Origin of the sequence: Mesorhizobium sp. M2A.F.Ca.ET.037.01.1.1 (assembly GCF_003998075.1) — a bacterium.
Classification (GTDB): domain Bacteria; phylum Pseudomonadota; class Alphaproteobacteria; order Rhizobiales; family Rhizobiaceae; genus Mesorhizobium.
This window is the reverse complement of record NZ_RZSA01000490.1, coordinates 1-4,838: the sequence shown is the minus strand read 5'-3', so window position 1 is coordinate 4,838 and position 4,838 is coordinate 1. Positions and strand designations below refer to the sequence as shown.

The following is a 4,838-nucleotide window of genomic DNA, read 5'->3' as shown; positions in this document are numbered from 1 at the left end:
GCCTGGCGCGACTGGGCGCGGTCGGGTGTGATCCAGTTGGGCTCGGCGCCGAGGAACCGATCGAGGAAGGCCACGGCATAAGCGGGCATTTCCGATGCGTTCTCGCGGTAGGACCACCAGGTGCGCAGATCGTCGGCGCATTTATCGATGCTGGGCGCGTTGCCGAATTCCTGCTCGTGCACGGCCAGGATCGCCGACACGCAGTAGTTGGTATAAAGGAAACCTTCCGGCCAGAAGCGCACGATTTCCGCCGTGCCGGCATTTGCCTCGGTCTCGACCATTTCCTTCAGACCTGAGGCCTCCCGCGCCGGCGCCTGCCGGATCAGCTCACGCAGCACCAGCCCGGCGGCGAAGACGATGAAGTCCGCGCGGTCGACCGCCGCAAATCGCTTCTGCGCTTCCATGACTTCGATCCAGTCGAGGAAGGCGCGCGTCAGCTTGGCCTCGTCGATCTCGAAGCGCACGCCGAACGTTTCCGACACCACCCTCGCGCTGCTGCGGAAGGTGGCGCGGAACCAGCGCAGCTGCCGCAGCCTGTGGCGAAGGTCCGGCATAAGCGCCAGTTCGTGCCTGAAGGGCAGGTCCATGTCTCACATCCCGTTTGACGACAGGCTACCACAGCGCCGCCGATGCCGAAATCGGCCGGTCGGCTGTGGAGCGTTATGGCTGCTAATATAATACATGTTGACATTCGAGGAAACAAATGTTCTCACTTTCGGGTCGTCTCGCCTCCGTTCAATATGTGCCGGAGGAAGAGACTCGGGAGGAGACCGAAATGGCAATCTGGCAGTGGGCACTGCTTCTGCTGTTTGTTGTCTGGGCGCTGCAATCGTTGGGCGTCTGGCTGCAGATGCGGCATTATTCGGATGTCTTCAAAGGCGTCACCAGCCAGTACAAGGACGGTTTCGTCGGCGCGGGCAATTTCCGCGGACGCCTGGCCAAGGGCACCATCGCGCTCATCGTCGTGACGCCGGATCTCATCGTGCGCCGCATGATGGTCATGAGCGGCCGTTCGGTGCTGACCAAGTTCAAGCGACATGAAGAATTCGAGGGTATCCCCCTCGATCGACTCCGGTCCAACCCTGCGATCATGGGGGAGGGGGAACCCGGTGTGGCCGAGGCCGTGAAACGGGCGATCGAGCAGATCGACCGCGCACGGTCGGAGCCGGGGAAGAAGCCGGGCCTGGCCGGCTTGAACATAGCAAGGGCTTAAACGACGCCGGCAGCCGGCTGGGAATGACCGGCAGGGGTCATAAGGAGGAGAAATGTCTGTAATTACACTATTGGCGCAGCATGCGGACCTCGCGGTGCACAACCTGCATGTCGCAGGCACCATGGTTTCGGATGCTGCCTGGCACGGCAAGCTCGGCGTCGAGCATGCCACCGATCATCTCGTGGTCCTGGCGCAGGCGACGACCGACAACGCGCCGGTCACCGCCGATCAGCTCAAGGAACAGCTGAAGAACGTGCAGCAGGAAGAGCAGCTCGGCTGGCTCACCGCCATCGGCAAGTACTTCATCGGCATCTTCCAGAAGGGCGGCGAAGTGTTCGCCGGCTTCGTCACCGGCATCATCCCGACCCTGGTCGTGCTTATGACGGCCTTCTACGCCGTCACCGAGCTGGTCGGCGAGGAGCGCGTCCACGGTCTGGCGCGTGGCGCCGGCCGCATCGCGCTGACCCGCTATACGGTGCTGCCGGTGCTCTCGGTGTTCTTCCTCACCAACCCGATGGCCTACACCTTCGGTTCCTTCCTGGAAGAAAAGCACAAGCCTGCCTTCTACGACGCGGCAGTGTCCTATGTGCATCCCCCGCTCGGCCTCTTCCCGCACATCAACCCCGGTGAATATTTCGTCTGGGGCGGCATGCTGGTCGCGCTGCTCGACCTCGAGAAGCGGGGCGTCATCGCCAATGGTTATCACGTCAAGGTAGCCATCTGGTACGCCATCGTCGGCCTCGTCGTCATCCTGCTGAAGGGCATCCTGACCGAGCGCATCACGGCCATCATGGCACGCCGCCAGGGCGTCGAGCTCTAAGGGCGGGAGGACACCATGGCCAAGACATACAAGGCAGTAAAGATATCGAAGGGGTCGACCGGTTGGGGCGGCCCCCTGGTCATCGAGCCGACCGAGCAGCGCAACAAGGTCGTGTCGGTAACCGGTGGCGGCATCCATCCGGTGGCGCAGCTCATTGCCGACATGACCGGCGCCCAGGCTGTCGACGGCTTCAAGTCGCCGCCGATCGAAAGCGAGATGGCGGTCGTCGTCGTCGACTGCGGCGGCACCGCGCGCTGCGGCGTCTACCCGCGCAAGCGTATCCCGACCGTCAATCTGACGCCGGTCGGCCAGGCGGGTCCGCTCGCCCAGTTCATCACGGAAGACATCTACGTTTCGGGCGTGAAGCCGGCCAATGTCGCAATGGCGGACGGATCCGAAGCGGTCACCACTGCGGGGGGAGCAGCATCGATGAGTTCAAGCAACAACACCACAGCCAGGGCGGCCGAGCCGCTGCCGAGCGAAGGCGGGCTTATCGGCCTGATCAGCTCGATCGGCCGCGTCATGGGCCGCGTGGTCGGCATCTTCTTCAACTCCGGCCGCCGCACCATCGATCAGGTCGTCCGCAACGTGCTGCCCTTCATGGCTTTCGTGACCATGCTGATCGGCCTGATCCTCTATACCGGCATCGGCGATGTGCTGGCGCAGCCGATGGGTCCGCTGGCCAACAACATCGTCGGCCTGCTGGTCATCTCGGCCATCTGCGGCCTGCCGTTCCTGTCGCCCATCCTGGGACCGGGCGCGGTCATCGCCCAGGTCATCGGCGTCGCCATCATCGGCCCGCAGATCGCCAACGGCACCATCTCGCCCGCAATGGCGCTGCCGGCGCTGTTTGCCTACAACACCCAGGTGGGCTGCGACTTCGTTCCTGTCGGTCTGGCGCTCGGTGAGGCCAAGCCGAAGACGATCGAAATCGGCGTGCCGGCGGTGCTCATCAGCCGCCAGATCATGGGCCCGGTCTCCGTGCTGATCGCATGGGTCGTGTCCCTGATCGTGTTCTAAAATAGCAGTAATAAAACGAGGTTCGCCAAATGTCGGTTCTTCTCAAGACACGGGTCACGGCAATTGGACCCGAAGTGGCGGACCTCGCCGAAGGCGGCGTGCTCATCCTGTTCGCGGATGGCTCGCCTCCCGAACTGGCCGAGGTCTCCGTGCTGCACAAGACGGAAGAAGGCCCGAGCGACGATGCGCCGGCAACAGGCGCCTCCATCACGCTCGGGCCGGTCTCGGCGACGATAACGGCGGTCGGCTCCACGGCCTGGAGCAAGGTCCGCGAGATGGGTCATGTCGTGATCTCTTTCAACGGAGCATCCGAGGCCGAAAGGCCGGGTGAGGTTTGCGCGTCCGAGGTCGATACCGGAGCGCTCGTGGCCGCCCTTACACCGGGCGCTGTCATCACCATCGCCGCCTGATAATATCCGCGCTGTCTGTCGATAAGCGCCCAAACCTAGAGAATTGCCATGGAACGCTCGACCATCGTCAGAGTGCACGAAGGTTTGCACGCCCGTCCCGCCACGCGGTTCGTAAAACTCGCCAAGGGTTTTGAATCCGATGTCGAGCTGATCAAGGACGGCAAGGCGGTCAGCGCCAAGAGCTCGGTCAAGCTGATGCTGCTGGCGGTCAAGGAAAACCAGGAAGTCACCGTGCGCGCCAACGGCGCCGACGCCATCGAGGCGATCGAGGCGCTGATCGGCTATCTGGAGAATCCGCGCGCCGGTCTCGACGACGAGAGCGAAGCGGGTGAGGGCGGCTCTGAAACCGCAGCCGTCGCACCTGCGTCGGAGCCCGTAGCACCGGCTGCAGCGTCGGCGGATGGAACGCCGAAACTGCAGGGCGTAGCCGCCAGTGAGGGCGTGGCGATCGGGCCGGCCTTCGCCCATTTCCCGCCGGAGATCGAGGGGCCGGGCAGGCACCTGCAGGCCGGCGAGATCGAAAGCGAGCTGGAGCGCTTCCGCGGCGCCGTCGCCAGCGTCCAGGCGCGCATGGACCGCACGCTTGCCGAGAACAATCTCGCCGCCGGCGACCGCGGCATCGTCGCGGCTTTGCGCGACATCGCCGCCGACGACAGCCTGACCGGCGAGGTCGAAAGACTGATCAAGGGCGGTGACGATGCGGTCTCCGCGGTCATCGCGGCCGCGGCCACCATCGCCGCCGATTTCAGCGCGGTCGACGACCATTATCTCAATGCCCGGGCCGACGACGTCCATGCCGTCGGCGGGCAGATCTGCCTGGTGCTGCTCGGCCAGGACGAGGTCAGCCTGGAGACCATCCCTCAAGGCGCGATCCTGATTGCCGACGACATCGGTGCCTGGGATCTGGCGCGCGCGCCGCTGAAGCGCATCGGCGGCGTGGTCTGCGGCCATGGCGGCGCCACCTCGCACATCGCCATCATCGCCCGCTCGCACGGCGTTCCGGCCGTGCTGGGTCTGGGAGACAAGATCAACGAGTTGCGTGCGGCCAAGGAGGTCGCCATCGACGGCAATGCCGGGCATGTCATCGTCGATCCGGATGGGGCGACGCGCTCCGATTTCAACAAGCGCGTTGAAGCCGCGGCGCAGGAGCGCGCCGGGCTGAAAGTGTTCAAGAGCGTGACGCCGACCCGCGCGGATGGCACGGTGATCGAGGTCGCGGCCAATATCGGCTCGCTGGAAGAGATCGAGGCGGCGCAGGAAGCCGGCGCCATGGGCGTCGGCCTGTTCCGCACCGAGCTGCTCTTCATGCGCCACATGCACCTGCCTTCGGAAGACATGCAGGCCGAGACCTACAGCGCGCTGGCCAGGGCGTTCG

General features: G+C 64.7%; 6 protein-coding genes. 5 read left to right on the top strand and 1 reads right to left on the bottom strand.

Annotation, left to right across the window (positions count from 1 at the left end; translation table 11 throughout):
* On the bottom strand, positions 1-587 hold a 587-nt coding region (locus EOA27_RS22230), incomplete at its 3' end, for a hypothetical protein (protein ID WP_127257181.1).
* 188 nt (positions 588-775) lie between these two features.
* Between EOA27_RS22230 and EOA27_RS22225 the strand changes: the two genes are divergently transcribed.
* The 5 genes from EOA27_RS22225 to EOA27_RS22205 all read left to right on the top strand — a co-directional run.
* Positions 776-1,213 carry a transcriptional regulator GutM gene (locus EOA27_RS22225; protein WP_042643996.1) on the top strand — a complete coding sequence of 146 codons (438 nt, stop codon included), beginning with the start codon at positions 776-778 and terminating at the stop codon, positions 1,211-1,213.
* A gap of 52 nt (positions 1,214-1,265) precedes the next feature.
* Positions 1,266-2,033 carry a PTS glucitol/sorbitol transporter subunit IIC gene (locus tag EOA27_RS22220; protein WP_041008501.1) on the top strand — a complete coding sequence of 256 codons (768 nt, stop codon included), beginning with the start codon at positions 1,266-1,268 and terminating at the stop codon, positions 2,031-2,033.
* A 15-nt stretch (positions 2,034-2,048) separates the two neighbouring features.
* Positions 2,049-3,053 carry a PTS glucitol/sorbitol transporter subunit IIB gene (locus tag EOA27_RS22215; RefSeq protein WP_126082914.1) on the top strand — a complete coding sequence of 335 codons (1,005 nt, stop codon included), beginning with the start codon at positions 2,049-2,051 and terminating at the stop codon, positions 3,051-3,053.
* Between the two features lie 29 nt (positions 3,054-3,082).
* On the top strand, positions 3,083-3,463 hold the full coding sequence (locus tag EOA27_RS22210) for a PTS glucitol/sorbitol transporter subunit IIA (RefSeq protein WP_126061115.1): 381 nt from the start codon (positions 3,083-3,085) through the stop codon (positions 3,461-3,463).
* A 48-nt stretch (positions 3,464-3,511) separates the two neighbouring features.
* Positions 3,512-4,838, top strand: a 1,327-nt coding sequence (locus EOA27_RS22205) for an HPr family phosphocarrier protein (RefSeq protein WP_127257178.1), incomplete at its 3' end; no start/stop codon positions are given.